Source organism: Glutamicibacter soli, from assembly GCF_003309065.1.
Classification (GTDB): Bacteria; Actinomycetota; Actinomycetes; order Actinomycetales; family Micrococcaceae; genus Glutamicibacter; species Glutamicibacter soli.
The window spans coordinates 48,954-62,648 of sequence record NZ_POAF01000005.1 but is presented as its reverse complement, the minus strand read 5'-3'; the positions used below and the strand labels follow the sequence as shown (position 1 = coordinate 62,648).

Below are 13,695 nucleotides of genomic sequence, written 5' to 3'. Positions count from 1 at the left end.
ATCCCGGCCGTCCCAGGCGCGTCCGGCGCCTGGCAGGACCGTCCGCGCATCCTGCAGACGGGAGGCAACCGCACGGCTGCGCAGCCTCCGGCGCCCGCAGCCCCGGTCAAGGTCCTGAGCAAGCGCGAACGCGAACTGCGCAATATCAACGTCACCCTGTACGTCGCGGCCTTGATGATCGTGGCCGCTGGGGCGCTGTTCCTCAGCTTCGCGCTGTTGCCGCTGGCCAAGCTGGTGGCGCTCTTCGCACTGGCTGCCGCCTTCTACGGCGGGGGACTGGCAGTCCATGCCACCCGTGAATCCCTGAGGCCTGCGGCGGCCGCGTTCGCCGGCACCGGGCTGGCCCTGCTGCCGTTGTGCGCCATCGCCACCTACAACACCGTGGACCTGAGCGGACCGACCGTCTGGCTGGTTTTCTCGGCGATCGCCACGGTGGCTGTCGGCTACGCCACGGTGCGCTTCCGTTCACGGGTGCTCGCCTGGCTGGCGGTGCTCATTCTGGTGAGCACCGCCATGGCCTCGGCCGCGACCATGCAGCGCGGAGTATTCTATTACCTGCTCGTCCTGCTGGTCCTCTCGATCATCCTGCTGCTGGCGGCCACTCGCAGCCGGACCGTTCGCGACTCGATCTTCTTCCAGGCGCTGAAGACCACCGCCCAGATGATCCCCGCGCTGGTGCTGGCCCTCGCGGTAATCCTGTCCCCGGCGCTGACCGCGCGGAACTACCTCTGGGTCTTCTTCCTACTGACAGCCCAGCTGCTGCTCTCGGTCAGGCTGTTCGAGCGGGCTCGACACCTGCGTTTCCTCTCCGCGCGCGCCACCGCCATGCTCACGGTTATTGCAGGCTGCGCGCTGCTGGAGCTGCCGGTGCGATCCATCGCGCTGGTCGTCGCGGTGCTGCTTGCCGCGCAGGCCCTGGCCGTGGTGCTGGCCGGCGACAGCTACCGCGCCATCTTCGCGGTCGACGCCAGGCTGTGGCGCATCGAGCGCGCCACCTTGTGGATGCTGGCGCTGCTGTCTGTGGTCACCGCCTATCAGGCTTCGGCGTTCGGCGCCGATACCGGGCTGATTAGCTTCGTGGCGGTGCCTGTGCTCGTGCTCGCCGCAGTTCCCGGGCTGTGGCGACAGGCAAAGATCGAGCTCGCAGCCTTGCTGGCGTTCGCCGTTCTTCCCGGCATGGACAACGCTGCTGAACCCTGGCGCCTGCTACCCGCGCTGGGCTTGGCGCTGCTCGTGGTTCTGGCACTGCGGACGAAGATGCCAGCTCCGTGGTCCGTAGCCTACCGGGTGATCGGCTGGGCGCTCTGCCTTGCCCTCGGCGTGACCGCCGGCGCCGCGGCAGGCGATCTGGGATACCCTGCGCAGCCCGCCGCGCTCAGCGTGGCCAGCGTCCTGGGTCTGTGGGTGCCGCTTTTCGCCTTGTGGGCCATGGACGCTGTTGCCAGCGGGAGCAAAACCCTGATCTATCGGGGCATCGACCTGCGCCAGCTGCGCTTGGCCTGCAGCGCCGCCTTGGCGTTGGCGAGCCTCGCCCTGCTCACCAGTCTGGACTTTGCGGATGCCGAGGCCTACTACGGGTTGGAGCCTGTGGGGTGGTTCAATGCCGGCGCAGTGCCCACCCTCGCGCTGACGATACTGGCCGCGCTGCGCGCCGCACCTCGAAGCCTGACGAAAGAGCACGCAGTGCGCGGAACCGCCGCCGCAGTGCTGGCCCTGGTCTACCTGCTGAGCCTGGGCGCGAGCCTGTGGCAGCCGGGGTTGGCCATCGCCCTGGTGCTGCTGGCCTATTTCCTGGCTGAGGCCCGCCGGGTCCGGATTGCCGGCTGGAAGATGATCTACGCAGGCGCCGCCCAGCTTACTTTCTCCAGCGCCGTCTGGTGGTTCACGGGGCACATGAACTTCGACGGCCACGGACAGTTCGCCCTGTTCAGCGTCTCGGTGGTGCTGCCGCAGCTAGTCCGGCTCGGTTCCGCCTGGCGCCAGCGCCGTGAACTGCGCCTTGAGCTGCGTATCATCGCCTGGGGCATGCTGGTGTTCATCCCGGTGTCCACGCTGGGCTATTCCAGCGTGGGCCTCGATGCCGACAGGGGAGTGCTGCTGCTGCAAAGCCTGTTGTTTGGACTTTACGGCACGGCGTTGTTCATGGCAGAGCACTCAGCCGGCCGGTGGCGCCAGGCTTATCTCTTCGCCCCGCTGCTGTCCGTGCTCGCCCTCATCCAGATCCCCGCGTTGGACCTGTCCACGCAGAGCGGATGGGTCAGGAACTCGTGGTGGGACACCCCGGTGGCCTTCGGGCTGCTGCTGGTTCTTTCCGGCGCGGCCGCGGCCGCGGAGTGGATCTTCCGACGCCGGCCGGATGTGGGCGTGGCCGTCGGTGCGGGAATGTTCCTGCCGCTGCTGGTGCTCAATGCCCGGATCCCCGGTGATGGATGGGTGCTTGCCAGCGCCGCCCTGACCGCGGTGTACTTCGCCTTGATGGTGCACACCCGGTCTGTCGCCTGGTTCGCCCTGGGCTCCGGCCTCGCCGCCTGCGCCGCGCTGCTCTACTCGGTACAGCTGTGGCGAAATGTGCAGGTTCTCAGCCGGTTGCAGACCCTGGACGTGGTCTGGGCCCTGCTGGCCGCCACCTTCGTCTTCTACGTCATGGCCGCGACCCATGGACGTTTCGCCGAGGCGCGCCCCAGCTATCCCGCCGAGGCCTACCGGGCAGCGGACGCCAGGGGATCCGCCTCGCGGTTGTACCTGCTGATGGGCCTTGCCTGCGCCTTCGGAGCCGGCGCGTTGGCCCACCTGGGCAACCGGGAACCCGGCCCGGTACTGGGCGGCGCGGCGCTGGTCTTCGCGGTGGCAGTGGCCGTGCGCATCTTCGAATGCCCTCAACAGCTCAAGCCGTACACCCTGGATCTGCTGCTGCCATTGGCCGCCTACCTGGGTATCAGCAGCTACACGATCCTGGAGCACCTGCCGGAAGCAAGCATCCTCGCCTGTTACTCCAGCTTGGTCTTCGTGCTGCTCGTCGTCTGGCGCAACCTGCAAAAAAAGCCGGTGCTGGCCAACCGGTACCTGGTTGTCGCCGGCGTGATGGCGAACCTGGCGATGCTGGCGAACCTTGTCGATGCCAAACCGGCGACCAGGATCTACGCGCTCATTTTCTTCGCGGCGCTGATCGCCTACGGACTGAAGCAGGGCCGCCGCCTCTACATCTGGTGGGGCGCCGCAACCATTACCTTGGCAGTGCTCTGGTCCTTGAGGTCGCTGGCCTTCCTCTGGCTGGTAATCCTCGGCGTGGGCCTGATTGCCGCGGCGGTGATCAAGCTTTCCCGGGTGGACAGCTTGAAGCAGGGCGGGGGACCTGCCGGGTCCATTCCGTCCGGGAGCCCCCAGCCGGGCCAGCACCCGGTGCCCGGAGCGCCGTGGCCGCCGTCCAATCGCCCCGATGCCGGCGAGGACCAGCCGGATTCCGGGCAGCCCAGGTAGCCCGTGGCGGCGCGTGAGGTCAAGATCACGCGCCCGGATGCGCCCAAAAGATTTGCGCGATTCCCGCCGACCTGTCAGACTAGATAAGTTGCTTCGGTGCAACCCGATCCCCGTTTGCCGGGGTAATCGGCTGGTTTGAACGACCGGGATCGACTCTCACGCAGGATAATGCCTGGGGTTCGGGATCGATACAACTGCTTCAAACTATAAGGCCTCCGATGAAAGTGAAAACTTTTGCGGACTGTCGTGACTAAAATTTACGCGACACGCCCGAGTTCGGGGGTCGGAGCCTCCTGGGGTTGAGGAACCCGGATTCATCCGGATTCAGCCACAGCGTAAGGCGTGCCGGCTCGCAAGAGCCCGTATTAGGCACAGAACTTGTAAATAGTGCTATCAGAAAGAGGCATGACGCCATGGCGGGACAGAAAATCCGCATCCGGCTGAAGTCGTATGACCACGAGGTCATTGACGTTTCAGCCCGGAAGATCGTTGAGACGGTCACGCGCGCAGGCGCAACCGTAGTCGGCCCAGTGCCGCTGCCAACGGAAAAGAACGTGTACTGCGTTATCCGTTCGCCACACAAGTACAAGGACAGCCGTGAGCACTTCGAAATGCGCACGCACAAGCGTCTGATCGACATCGTCGATCCGACCCCGAAGGCTGTTGATTCGCTGATGCGTCTCGACCTGCCGGCGGACGTCAACATCGAAATCAAGCTTTAAGGGGAGGTGGCGAGAAAACTATGACCGCAACCCGCAATGTTAAGGGCCTGTTGGGCACGAAGCTCGGCATGACCCAGGTTTGGGACGAGAACAACAACCTGATCCCTGTCACCGTCGTGCAGGCTGATAGCAACGTTGTCACCCAGCTTCGCAACGCTGACCGCGATGGCTACACCGCAGTTCAGATCGGCTACGGCCAGATCGATCCGCGCAAGGTGACCAAGCCACTGGCAGGTCACTTCGAAGCTGCAGGCGTGACCCCACGTCGTCACCTGGTAGAACTGCGCACCGCAGACGCTGCCGAGTACGCAGCTGGCCAGGAACTGTCCGTGGAACTCTTCGAAGCCGGCCAGAAGGTCGACGTCGTTGGCACCTCCAAGGGCAAGGGCTTCGCCGGTACCATGAAGCGTCACAACTTCTCCGGTGTTGGCGCTTCGCACGGTGCTCACAAGAACCACCGTAAGCCAGGTTCCATCGGCGGCGCATCGACCCCAGGTCGCGTTTTCCGTGGACAGAAGATGGCTGGTCGCATGGGCGCTGAGCGTGTTACCACTCAGAACCTGACCATCCACGCCATCGACGCTGAGAAGAACCTCCTGCTGATCAAGGGTGCCGTTCCAGGCGCCCGCGGCCGCGTCGTCCTCGTACGCACCGCCGTGAAGGGAGCATAAGTAAATGACTAAGGCACTTAACGTCGAACTGCCTGCAGAGATCTTCGACGTACAGACCAACGTCCCGCTGCTGCACCAGGTTGTCGTTGCACAGCTGGCTGCTGCCCGCCAGGGTACCCACAAGGTCAAGGACCGCTCCGAGGTTTCGGGTGCAGGTCGCAAGCCGTTCAAGCAGAAGGGTACCGGCCGCGCCCGTCAGGGTTCGATCCGCGCTCCTCACATGACCGGCGGCGGCATTGTCCACGGCCCAACCCCGCGCGACTACTCGCAGCGTACCCCGAAGAAGATGAAGGCTGCTGCACTGCGCGGCGCCCTGTCTGATCGCGCACGCTTCGATCGCGTCCACGTCATTGAGAACCTGGTCGCCGGTGAGACCCCGTCGACCAAGGAAGCACTGGCAACCCTGCGTTCGCTGACCGAGCGCAAGAACCTGCTTGTCGTCATCGATCGCGCCAACGATGTTGCTGCACTGTCCGTGCGCAACCTCGCCGCTGTGCACGTTCTGTACGTCGACCAGCTGAACACCTACGATGTTCTGGTTTCGGATGACGTAGTCTTCACCAAGGCTGCATTCGATGCCCTGGTCCAGAAGGAGGAAGCCAAGTGAGCACCTTCTCCAAGGCTCCACACGACGTGGTCATCGCACCAGTCGTATCGGAAAAGAGCTACGGTCTGATCGACGAAGGTAAGTACACCTTCCTGGTCGACCCACGTTCGAACAAGTCGGAAATCAAGAATGCCGTTGAAGCTATCTTCAACGTCAAGGTTGATTCCGTGAACACCATCAACCGTCCAGGTAAGCGCAAGCGTACCAAGTTCGGGTGGGGCGCACGCAAGGCTACCAAGCGTGCAATCATCACCCTCAAGGATGGTTCGATTGACATCTTCGGCGGTCCGCTTTCCTAAGCGGAGACCACTTTAACGAGGAATAGAATAAATGGGAATTCGTAAGTTCAAGCCGACTACCCCGGGCCTGCGCGGCTCGTCGGTAGCCGACTTCGCAGAAATCACCCGATCGACTCCGGAAAAGTCGCTGGTTCGCCCACTCACCAAGAGCGGCGGCCGTAACAACTCCGGTAAGATCACCACCCGACACAAGGGTGGCGGACACAAGCGCGCATACCGCGTGATCGACTTCCGTCGTCACGACAAGGACGGCGTTCCGGCAAAGGTTGCTCACATCGAGTACGACCCGAACCGCACCGCTCGTATCGCACTGCTCCACTACGTGGACGGCACCAAGCGCTACATCATCGCACCGAACAACCTCAACCAGGGTGACACCGTTGAGGCCGGTCCGAACGCTGACATCAAGCCAGGCAACAACCTGCCGCTGCGTAACATCCCGGTTGGTTCCGTGATTCACGCTGTGGAGCTCCGCCCAGGCGGCGGCGCCAAGATGGCTCGTTCCGCTGGCGCTTCGATCCAGCTGGTAGCCCGTGAGGGTCGCTTCGCTCAGCTGCGTCTGCCTTCCGGCGAAATCCGCAACGTCGATGTGCGCTGCCGCGCAACCATCGGCGAAGTTGGCAACGCCGAGCAGATCAACATCAACTGGGGCAAGGCCGGCCGCATGCGCTGGAAGGGCGTTCGCCCAACCGTGCGTGGTGTTGTCATGAACCCAGTCGACCACCCACACGGTGGCGGTGAGGGCAAGACCTCCGGTGGTCGCCACCCGGTCAACCCCAACGGTAAGCGTGAAGGACGCACCCGTCGTCCGAACAAGGAAAGCGACAAGCTCATTGTGCGTCGTCGCAAGACCGGCAAGAACAAGCGATAGGAGCCTGGAAACATGCCACGCAGCCTGAAGAAAGGCCCCTTCGTCGATCAGCACCTGTTCCTGAAGGTCGTTGCTGAAAACGAAAAGGGCACCAAGAACGTCATCAAGACGTGGTCCCGCCGTTCGATGATCATCCCGGACATGCTGGGACACACCATCGCCGTGCACGACGGTCGCAAGCACATTCCTGTGTTCGTTACCGAATCCATGGTTGGTCACAAGCTCGGAGAGTTTGCCCCAACGCGCACGTTCCGTGGCCACGTAAAGGACGACAAGAAGGGCAAGCGCCGCTAGGCCCCGCAAGGGAACTAGTGATCGCTTAGCACTTCTTCGATAGACGAGAGAAGGATAGCAATGGAAGCCAAGGCAATTGCGCGCCATATCCGCGTAACGCCTATGAAGGCCCGGCGCGTCGTCAACCTTGTTCGTGGTCTGCAGACCAACGAGGCACTGGCCATTCTGAAGTTCGCCCCACAGGCAGCTTCGGAGCCGGTATACAAGGTTGTCGCATCGGCAGTGGCTAACGCCCGTGCCGCCGCGGACCGCGCAGGTGAAGCATTCAATGAGGACGAGCTGATTATCAGCGAGGCGTTTGTTGACGAGGGTCCGACCATGAAGCGGTTCCAGCCGCGAGCTCAGGGTCGCGCATTCCAGATCAAGAAGCGCACCAGCCACGTGACTGTGGTTGTTTCAACCCCTAAGAAGGGTGGGGAGAACTAAATGGGACAGAAGGTAAACCCGAACGGTTTCCGTCTCGGCATCACCACTGACCACGTGTCGCACTGGTTCGCTGATTCCAGCAAGCCAGGTCAGCGCTACAAGGATTACGTGAAGGAAGACGTACAGATCCGTGCGCTCCTGTCCGACGGCATGGACCGCGCCGGCATCGCCCGCGTTGAGATCGAGCGTACCCGTGACCGTGTGCGTGTGGACATCCACACCGCTCGTCCGGGCATCGTGATCGGTCGCCGCGGCGCCGAAGCCGACCGCATTCGCGGCGAGCTGGAAAAGCTCACCAAGAAGCAGGTTCAGCTGAACATCCTCGAGGTCAAGAACCCTGACATGGAGGCCCAGCTGGTCGCCCAGGGCATCGCCGAGCAGCTTGCTTCCCGCGTGGCTTTCCGCCGTGCGATGAAGAAGGCAATGCAGTCGGCAATGCGCGCTGGTGCCAAGGGCATCCGCGTTCAGTGCTCCGGTCGCCTGGGCGGTGCAGAAATGTCCCGCAAGGAGTTCTACCGCGAAGGCCGTGTGCCGCTGCACACCCTGCGCGCGAACATCGACTTCGGCAAGTTCGAAGCCAAGACCACCTTCGGCCGCATCGGCGTGAAGGTCTGGATCTACAAGGGTGACGTCACCGCCAAGGAACTGGCTGCACAGCAGGCTGCTGCTGCTCCAGCTCGCGGCGGCCGCGGCGGCAACGATCGTCCACGTGGTGGAGAGCGTCGTCGTCGTAACGACCGCAACAAGGGCGCTGCAGCTCCGGCTGCGGAAGGAGGAGAGGCTTAAATGCTTATCCCACGTCGAGTAAAGTTCCGCAAGCAGCACCACCCGAAGCGTTCGGGTGCTGCCAAGGGCGGCACCACCGTAGCATTCGGTGATTTCGGTATTCAGGCGCTGACCCCGGCCTACGTGACCAACCGTCAGATCGAGGCCGCTCGTATCGCCATGACCCGTTACATCAAGCGTGGCGGTAAGGTGTGGATCAACATCTACCCAGACCGTCCGCTGACCAAGAAGCCAGCCGAAACCCGCATGGGTTCCGGTAAGGGTTCGCCGGAGTGGTGGGTCGCCAACGTCAAGCCAGGACGAGTCATGTTTGAACTCGGTGGCGTCAGTGAAGAGGTAGCTCGCGAGGCCCTGCGTCTCGCGATTCACAAGCTGCCGATGAAGGCACGCATCGTGCGTCGTGAAGGTGGTGAATAGGGATGTCTATCGGTTCTAAGGACCTTAGCATTGAGTCCCTGGACGGCTTCGATACTGCTCGTTTGAACGAGGAATTGAAGAAGGCCAAGGCAGAACTGTTCAACCTGCGTTTCCAGTCGGCCACCGGCCAGCTGGAGACCCACGGTAACCTGAAGGCCATCAAGCGCGACATCGCCCGCATCTACACGGTGCTGCGCGAACGCGAGCTGGGTATTCGTCAGGATGTCGTTGTTCCGGTTGAAGAGACCAAGAAGGACTCCAAGTAATGAGCGAGAAGGAGAACGGTGTGGCTGACGCAACCGAGCGCAACGACCGCAAGACCCTCCGTGGTTACGTGGTTTCCGACAAGATGCAGAAGACCATCGTCGTTGACGTTGAGGACCGTGTGAAGCACGCCCTCTACGGCAAGGTCATGCGTCGTAACAAGAACGTGAAGGCTCACGACGAGAACAACGAGGCCGGCATCGGTGACTTGGTTGTAATCGCTGAGACCCGCCCGCTGTCTGCTGACAAGCACTGGCGTCTGGTCGAGATCGTCGAGAAGGCTAAGTAAGCTTTCTTGGTGATTTCACGGATTACGTGAATTGCACAAAACGCCCCGAACACTTCGAAAGAAGAGTTCGGGGCTTTTTTGCGTATACGGAACAACGTGGCTGCCGTGGCCTGGCCGAGAATTCTGTGCAACCATGCCTCATGGCACAGATTCAGCTTTTCCGCCCCGAGGGGCTCGTCCACTCACCGGCCTTCAGCCACGCGGCGGTGGTCCCGCCGGGCATGGCCACGGTCTATCTTGGAGGGCAGGACGCGGTCGACGCGCAAGGCCGGCTTGAAGGCGCGGGGGACATCGCCGCGCAGGCGTCCAAGGCCATGGACAACGCGGTGGCGGCACTGGCAGCCGCCGGAGCGAGCCTCGACGACGTGGTGCAATGGACCGTCGTCATGGTCCAGGGCAGCGATGTCAATGCCGCCTACGGGGCGATAGCTCCACGGCTCGCCAGGGACGAACCGCCCTTGGTCGTGGCCAGCATGGTCGCCGCCCTGGGATTGCCCGGCGCGTTGATCGAGATCAGCGCGATCGCCGCCATCGTGCCCTGAAGTCCTCGGGGTGGCTAGCGTTCAGGAACATTCTGTTCGCGGTACGAGCTGGGACTGAATCCGAGAATTCTCCGGAAGTCCGAAGCCAGGTGCGCCTGGTCCGCGTACCTGAGTTCGGCGGCGATCTGGGCGATGGAGGTTGACGAGTTCTCCCGTACCCGTGCGGCTGCTTCCTGCAGCCGGTAGCGGCGGATGACCGCCAAGGGCGGCAACCCGAGATACCGCAGCGAAAGCCGCTGAAGGCTCCTGACGCCCAATCCCAGTGTTGCGGCCGCCTGCTCGACACTGACTGCGCTGCGGGTCGCGGCGACGTAGTCGATGAATTCGTTGGCCACAAGCCCCTGCGACTCAGGGACAGGACACGTACGCGTAAACCACGCTCCCAGCGCAGCGGCGCTTTCATGATTGCCCGCAGGGCCCGCGCCCTTGCCCAGGATGCACGTGACCGCCTCCAGCAGATCCGGGGCGTTGAATTCGACTTCGCGGTCAACCAGCTCGGCGGGGGACAGCTCCAGGACGTCCGCCGCAGCGGGCCGGAGCAAGGCGGCCACAGCCCACCCGTTGCCGGATAGATCCCGGTGGGATGCCGCGGAGGCCGGGCCGGACACCGTCACGCCTTCTTCCTGCACCACGAGGTTCATCAACGGGAACGGAAGCAGCTGTTGCCGCGAGGTCCTGCCGGCATCGATATCCCAGTGCACGAGCCAGAACCAGCCGACCAGGGCCTTCAGCTCGGGTGGCGGGAGAATACGCTCGAACTGCGGGAGCCGCGCGGGATACAGGACACCTCGGCGATCGCGTTCATCTGCCACCGGCCACCGCCTTGAAGTTGTCGTGTTTCTACAAGTCCAAGGGTGCCACAGGGGAATACCGTTGTGGCATGAAAACAGAGAATGATTCAACCCGCGGCGTCTCCGGCAAATACACCACCGACGGCGTACCGCATGGCATGAGCAGCCTGACCCCGTTCCTGTCGATCGCCAATGCCGCCGGCGCGCTGGAATTCTACCGCGACGTGTTCGGCGCGCGCATCATCGACACCACCGTGATGGGCGGGGTTATTGCGCATGCAGAGATCGACTTCGGCCAGGGTCACCTGCAGATCGGTGAACCAAGCCCGGACTACGGGCTCGTTCCGCCGCCCGCCGCCCCGAACGCCTGCTATTCCATGGGGCTGTACTGCCAGGACGTCGATGCGGTGCTTGCCAAGGCCGTCGAAGCCGGCGCGACGATTCGCGAACCGGCCACGAACTTCGTCTCCGGTGACCGATTCGCATCCATCATCGACCCTTTCGGCATCCGCTGGTCCATCTTGAGCCGGGTGGAAGACCTGTCCGAGGAAGAAAGCGCGCAACGGGTGGCCCAATGGGCATCTGAACAGTAGGAACACGCCGTCAATCGGCTTCCGCATGGACCTCACCGCGTAGGCTCAAGACATGATGAGCACACGGGCGACGACGACACATCCGTGGGCGTGGCCGCTCGTGCTGCTGGCCGGCATTCTCATCGGATTGCTGGGATGGCTCCCATGGCTCGGCGCCGGCTGGGTTCCGAAGCTGCAGGCCTTTGCGCTGTGGATGCTCGTGCTGCCGGCCGCAGCATGCCTGGTCGCGCTGCTGAGGCGCCGATGGGTTCTCGCAGCGTTGCTGCTCGGCTGCCTGCTGTCAGGAGTAGCTGCCAGCTTCAACCCCGCGATGCCGTGCTCGACCGCCGGGGCAAGTGGCGAATCGTTGACGGTGATGTCCTTCAATACGCTCAAGGCGGGCGCGGAACCCGACGAACTGGCCGAGGCGATCCGGCAGCGCGACCCCGATATTCTGGTGCTGGTGGAAACTAGCGAACCGCTGCATGCGGCCCTGGCCCAGCGCGGCGCCATGAATGACCTGGGATACCGGACCGCGCAGGCCCCGGCCGGGGGAGAGCGTGATACCGTGATCTTCTCGCGCTACCGGCTCACGGAGCGGACCGAGGAGCTGAGCGCGAAGGACACCGGGTGGTATTCGCTGCCGGTCGCCGAAGTGCAGACGCCGCAGGGGCCCGTCACAGTCGCCGGCATCCACATCTACCCGCCGCTGAACAACGCCGCGCGGTGGGCCCAGGGACTGGCCGCGCTGGAAGACTGGGCGCAAAGCCACCGCGGGGGCCCGGTGATCTTGGCAGGGGACTTCAACTCGGTACGCGCCCACCCGCAGTACCGAAGTGCGACGGCCGGTTTCCTTGAATCCTCCGGTCGGTGGCCCGACGTCTCGTGGCCGGCGGGCAGGAGATTCCCTCCGCTGGTCGAAATCGACCATATTCTGGCCAGCCAGGCACACGTGGCGGACTTCCAAACGCAGAGCATTGGCGGTTCGGACCATCTGGGTGTGGTGGCCGAGCTGATGGTGGATCCTTGAATTTCCGCGGTTCTTTTCCGTTGCCGATGTGACCAACAACGCGTCTTTTCGCCCTACCACACCATTTCGGTTTCGCGCCACTCTAGGCTAAACTTAAGAATCTGTGCGCATCTTGTTCGGGGACTATCCACCTTCGGCCTGATGCAGTGCGGTCGGAAATCATATTCGCCGCACACACAGCCTCGATATTTTACGCCTCGGCCCTGCCGCCAATTGGGATCAGCATTCGGTGCGCCCGCGTCGGTGGGGGTAAGCGATCGTATCGTGGAGACCATATCCGTTCCGCAAGGCTCATTTATGAGAACCAGCGAGACGACAGGAGTAAGAAGTGATTCAGCAGGAGTCGCGACTCAAGGTTGCCGATAACACCGGTGCTAAGGAAATCCTTACCATTCGTGTTCTGGGTGGCTCGAAGCGTCGCTACGCAAGCATCGGCGACACCATTGTCGCAACCGTCAAGGATGCAATCCCTGGCGGCAACGTAAAGAAGGGCGACGTCGTCAAGGCTGTCGTCGTTCGCACCAAGAAGGAAATCCGTCGCGCCGACGGTTCCTACATCAAGTTCGACGAGAACGCTGCAGTGATCCTCAAGGGTGACGCTGCCGATCCTCGTGGAACTCGTATCTTCGGCCCAGTGGGTCGTGAACTTCGCGACAAGAAGTTCATGAAGATCGTTTCCCTGGCTCCGGAGGTGCTGTAAGCATGGGCGCAAAGATCAAGAAGGGTGACCTGGTTCAGGTCATCGCCGGTAAGGAACGTGGCAAGCAGGGCAAGGTCCTGAAGGTCATCACCGAGACCAACCGCGTGCTGGTTGAGGGCGTTAACCGCGTCACCAAGCACACCAAGGCTGGCCAGACCGAGCGCGGCACCCAGACTGGCGGCATCGAGGTTGTTGAAGCTCCAGTACACGTTTCGAACGTTGCTGTTGTTGATCCAGAAACCAAGAAGCCAACCCGCGTTGGTTTCCGCGAGGAAACCGTAGAAAAGAACGGCGTGTCCAAGACTGTACGCGTTCGTTACGCCAAGGCTTCCGGAAAGGATCTGTAATGACTGAAGCAGCCAACAAGATCCAGCCACGTCTGCGCGCTAAGTACGCAGCTGACATCCGCCCTGCCCTGCAGGAGCAGTTCAACTACGCCAACCCGATGCAGGTTCCTAACCTGACCAAGGTTGTAGTGAACATGGGTGTTGGCGAAGCAGCCAAGGATTCCAAGCTCATTGAAGGCGCCGTGCGCGATCTGACCGCAATTACCGGTCAGAAGCCAGTGGTTACCCGTGCCCGCAAGTCGATCGCACAGTTCAAGCTGCGCGAAGGCATGCCGATCGGTACCCACACCACCCTGCGTAACGATCGCATGTGGGAATTCGTTGATCGCCTGATCACCCTGGCACTGCCTCGTATCCGCGACTTCCGCGGCCTGAGCGACCGCCAGTTCGATGGCAATGGCAACTACACTTTCGGTCTGACCGAACAGTCGATGTTCCATGAAATCGATCAGGACAAGATCGATCGCGTGCGCGGTATGGACATCACTGTGGTGACCACCGCCAAGACTGACGACGAAGGCCGCGCCTTGCTCAAGGCTCTGGGCTTCCCGTTCAAGACCAACAACTAATCTCACTACGTTACAGGTCCG

Annotated in this window: 19 protein-coding genes; 18 read left to right on the top strand and 1 reads right to left on the bottom strand. The window is 62.6% G+C overall.

What is annotated here, in order from left to right:
• Positions 1-174 precede the first annotated feature (174 nt).
• The 13 genes from C1H84_RS11070 (at position 175) to C1H84_RS11010 (ending at position 9,665) form a co-directional block, all read left to right on the top strand.
• Complete coding sequence (locus tag C1H84_RS11070; protein WP_113607437.1) at positions 175-3,477, top strand: hypothetical protein; 3,303 nt, start codon at positions 175-177, stop codon at positions 3,475-3,477.
• A gap of 413 nt (positions 3,478-3,890) precedes the next feature.
• On the top strand, positions 3,891-4,199 hold the full coding sequence (gene rpsJ / locus C1H84_RS11065; RefSeq protein ID WP_013349689.1) for a 30S ribosomal protein S10: 309 nt from the start codon (positions 3,891-3,893) through the stop codon (positions 4,197-4,199).
• 20 nt (positions 4,200-4,219) lie between these two features.
• Positions 4,220-4,870 carry a 50S ribosomal protein L3 gene (gene rplC / locus C1H84_RS11060; protein WP_047119681.1) on the top strand — a complete coding sequence of 217 codons (651 nt, stop codon included), beginning with the start codon at positions 4,220-4,222 and terminating at the stop codon, positions 4,868-4,870.
• Positions 4,871-4,874: 4 nt separating this feature from the next.
• A complete protein-coding gene (rplD, locus tag C1H84_RS11055; protein ID WP_047119680.1) occupies positions 4,875-5,477 on the top strand; it encodes a 50S ribosomal protein L4 in 603 nt (200 codons plus the stop codon).
• Entirely contained in the window at positions 5,474-5,776 is a 303-nt protein-coding gene (rplW, locus tag C1H84_RS11050; RefSeq protein ID WP_047119679.1) for a 50S ribosomal protein L23, read from the top strand. The genes rplD and rplW overlap by 4 nt, the downstream gene beginning before the upstream one ends.
• Positions 5,777-5,807: 31 nt before the next feature.
• Complete coding sequence (gene rplB, locus C1H84_RS11045; RefSeq protein WP_047119678.1) at positions 5,808-6,647, top strand: 50S ribosomal protein L2; 840 nt, start codon at positions 5,808-5,810, stop codon at positions 6,645-6,647.
• 12 nt (positions 6,648-6,659) lie between these two features.
• Complete coding sequence (gene rpsS / locus C1H84_RS11040; RefSeq protein WP_022874134.1) at positions 6,660-6,941, top strand: 30S ribosomal protein S19; 282 nt, start codon at positions 6,660-6,662, stop codon at positions 6,939-6,941.
• Positions 6,942-7,001: 60 nt separating this feature from the next.
• Positions 7,002-7,367, top strand: a complete 366-nt coding sequence (gene rplV, locus C1H84_RS11035; RefSeq protein ID WP_047119677.1) for a 50S ribosomal protein L22 — start codon at positions 7,002-7,004, stop codon at positions 7,365-7,367.
• Positions 7,368-8,153, top strand: coding sequence for a 30S ribosomal protein S3 (gene rpsC, locus C1H84_RS11030; RefSeq protein ID WP_047119676.1), 786 nt, complete (start codon positions 7,368-7,370; stop codon positions 8,151-8,153). It abuts the gene before it with no gap.
• Positions 8,154-8,570, top strand: a complete 417-nt coding sequence (rplP, locus tag C1H84_RS11025) for a 50S ribosomal protein L16 (RefSeq protein ID WP_047119675.1) — start codon at positions 8,154-8,156, stop codon at positions 8,568-8,570. It abuts the gene before it with no gap.
• A gap of 2 nt (positions 8,571-8,572) precedes the next feature.
• Entirely contained in the window at positions 8,573-8,836 is a 264-nt protein-coding gene (gene rpmC / locus C1H84_RS11020; RefSeq protein ID WP_047119674.1) for a 50S ribosomal protein L29, read from the top strand.
• The gene (rpsQ, locus tag C1H84_RS11015; RefSeq protein WP_047119673.1) at positions 8,836-9,123 is read left to right on the top strand and encodes a 30S ribosomal protein S17; all 288 of its coding nucleotides are present in this window, start codon (positions 8,836-8,838) and stop codon (positions 9,121-9,123) included. Before rpmC ends, rpsQ begins: the two co-directional genes overlap by 1 nt.
• Positions 9,124-9,263: 140 nt before the next feature.
• Positions 9,264-9,665 (top strand): RidA family protein, encoded by a 402-nt coding sequence (locus C1H84_RS11010; protein WP_113607545.1) that lies wholly within the window; start codon positions 9,264-9,266, stop codon positions 9,663-9,665.
• A 14-nt stretch (positions 9,666-9,679) separates the two neighbouring features.
• Here C1H84_RS11010 and C1H84_RS11005 read toward each other — a convergent pair whose 3' ends face one another.
• Positions 9,680-10,477 (bottom strand): helix-turn-helix domain-containing protein, encoded by a 798-nt coding sequence (locus tag C1H84_RS11005; protein WP_113607436.1) that lies wholly within the window; start codon positions 10,475-10,477, stop codon positions 9,680-9,682.
• Between the two features lie 68 nt (positions 10,478-10,545).
• On the opposite strand from C1H84_RS11005, the gene C1H84_RS11000 reads away from it, so the two are divergent.
• The 5 genes from C1H84_RS11000 to rplE all read left to right on the top strand — a co-directional run bounded on the left by C1H84_RS11000 (position 10,546) and on the right by rplE (position 13,674).
• Positions 10,546-11,049 (top strand): VOC family protein, encoded by a 504-nt coding sequence (locus tag C1H84_RS11000; protein WP_113607435.1) that lies wholly within the window; start codon positions 10,546-10,548, stop codon positions 11,047-11,049.
• A gap of 52 nt (positions 11,050-11,101) precedes the next feature.
• A complete protein-coding gene (locus C1H84_RS10995; RefSeq protein ID WP_113607434.1) occupies positions 11,102-12,058 on the top strand; it encodes an endonuclease/exonuclease/phosphatase family protein in 957 nt (318 codons plus the stop codon).
• A gap of 328 nt (positions 12,059-12,386) precedes the next feature.
• Positions 12,387-12,758 (top strand): 50S ribosomal protein L14, encoded by a 372-nt coding sequence (gene rplN, locus C1H84_RS10990; RefSeq protein WP_013349674.1) that lies wholly within the window; start codon positions 12,387-12,389, stop codon positions 12,756-12,758.
• A gap of 2 nt (positions 12,759-12,760) precedes the next feature.
• On the top strand, positions 12,761-13,105 hold the full coding sequence (gene rplX / locus C1H84_RS10985; RefSeq protein ID WP_047119669.1) for a 50S ribosomal protein L24: 345 nt from the start codon (positions 12,761-12,763) through the stop codon (positions 13,103-13,105).
• Positions 13,105-13,674 (top strand): 50S ribosomal protein L5, encoded by a 570-nt coding sequence (gene rplE / locus C1H84_RS10980; RefSeq protein WP_047119668.1) that lies wholly within the window; start codon positions 13,105-13,107, stop codon positions 13,672-13,674. The genes rplX and rplE overlap by 1 nt, the downstream gene beginning before the upstream one ends.
• The last annotated feature ends 21 nt before the right edge of the window (positions 13,675-13,695 follow it).